Origin of the sequence: Micromonospora sp. NPDC049257 (assembly GCF_040678915.1) — a bacterium.
Taxonomy (GTDB): domain Bacteria; phylum Actinomycetota; class Actinomycetes; order Mycobacteriales; family Micromonosporaceae; genus Micromonospora; species Micromonospora antibiotica.
On sequence record NZ_JBFAQU010000017.1, the window covers coordinates 25,681 to 27,289 of the forward strand.

At 73.3% G+C, this 1,609-nt stretch carries 1 protein-coding gene; it reads left to right on the forward strand.

Features of this window, described 5'->3' with window-relative positions:
- Positions 1–34 precede the first annotated feature (34 nt).
- Entirely contained in the window at positions 35–1,315 is a 1,281-nt protein-coding gene (locus tag AB0K25_RS22645; protein WP_255597567.1) for a multidrug effflux MFS transporter, read from the forward strand.
- Positions 1,316–1,609 lie beyond the last annotated feature (294 nt).

Sequence of the window (1,609 nt, forward strand, 5' to 3'; positions counted from 1 at the left end):
TCCGGCCGCACCCCGACCGGGCGGAGCCTTCCCGATGACCGATGTCGTCCACGACCAGTCGCCGAAGGTCGCGTCGACGCCGGGCGACCTGATGACCCGCCGGCAGCGCGTGCGACTCGTTCTCGTCCTCGGCTCGCTGATCGCCATCGGCCCGCTGACCATCGACATGTACCTGCCGGCGCTGCCGGCCATCGCCACCTACTTCGCGACCACTTCGGCGGCCGTCCAGTTGACCCTCACCGGCACGCTCGCCGGGCTGGCCCTCGGTCAACTGCTGATCGGGCCGCTCTCCGACGCGGTCGGCCGCCGCCGCCCGCTGATCGTCGGGCTCGCGGTGCACGTCGTGGCCTCGGCGCTCTGCGTCGTCGCCCCCAACATCGCCGTCCTCGGCGCACTGCGGGTGGTGCAGGGCCTCGGCGTCGCCGCCGCCACGGTGGTCGCCATGGCGGTGCTGCGTGACCTGTTCGACGGCACCGCCTTCGCCACCCTGCTCTCCCGGCTGCTGCTGGTGATGGGCGCGGCGCCGATCCTCGCCCCCACCCTCGGCGGCGGAGTGCTGCGCTGGACCGACTGGCGGGGTGTCTTCGTGACGCTTGCCGTCTTCGGCGTGCTGCTCGCCGTGCTCGCCGTGATCGGCCTGCCCGAGACCCTGCCGGCCGCCCGTCGTCAACGGGGCGGCGTGTGGACGACCGTCGGCCTGTACGGCTCACTGCTGCGCGACCGCACCTTCGTGGGGCTCGTCCTGGTCGCCGGCCTGGCCATGGCGGCGCTGTTCGCGTACGTGGCCGGTTCGTCCTTCGTCCTCCAGGAGGGGTACGGGCTCGACGAGCAGCAGTTCGCGCTGGCGTTCGGGGCGGGCGCGGTGGGCCTGATCGGGGCGGCCCAGTACAACGTACGGCTGCTGCGTCGTTTCTCCCCGCAGCGCATCCTGGTCACCTCGTTGAGCGTCGGCACGCTGGCCGGGCTGGCGCTGCTGGCCTTCGCCGTGACCGGATTCGGCGGGCTGCCCGCCCTGCTGGTGACGTTATGGGTGGTGCTGGCGACGGCCGGCCTGGCGATGCCGAACGCCCCGGCGCTGGCGCTGTCCCGCCACGGCGAGGCGGCCGGCACCGCGTCGGCCCTGCTCGGTGCCGTGCAGTTCGGCGTCGGTGCGGTGGCCGCGCCGATGGTGGGGGTGCTGGGCAACGGTGCGGTGGCGATGGCGCTGGTGGTGGCGGGTGGGATGGTGGCGGCGCTGGCGGTGCTGTTCCTGGTGGTTCGCCCGTCCCGGCTCGCCGACCTGGAACCGCCCTCGGCAGTGGTCGTCGTGCACTGACGGGACCGGCCGGACACGTCGACTCGGGTTACTCCGGCCGCGAGCGGTGCGAACAGCGGCGGAGAGGGTGAGGCGGTGACCGGCGCGGTCGCCCGCACCGGCGGCCCCGGCGGCGCGGGCACCGGCCCGCACGAGGCGAACAGGGCGGGCCCGAGGGCCCGCCCTGCCGTTTGTTGGCGACTACCAGAGGATTTGAACCCCTAGACCACATCTGCAATCCGCAACCGTGCTAAGTGGCAGTCACCATGAGCGTAGTCCCGCCCGCCGGGCCGACGCAGTCGTGCTTGTGACAGC

Coding starts and splice junctions, on each gene's coding strand:
- AB0K25_RS22645 (WP_255597567.1), top strand. CDS start 35: ATGACCGATGTCGTCCACGACCAGTCGCCGAAGGTCGCGTCGACGCCG.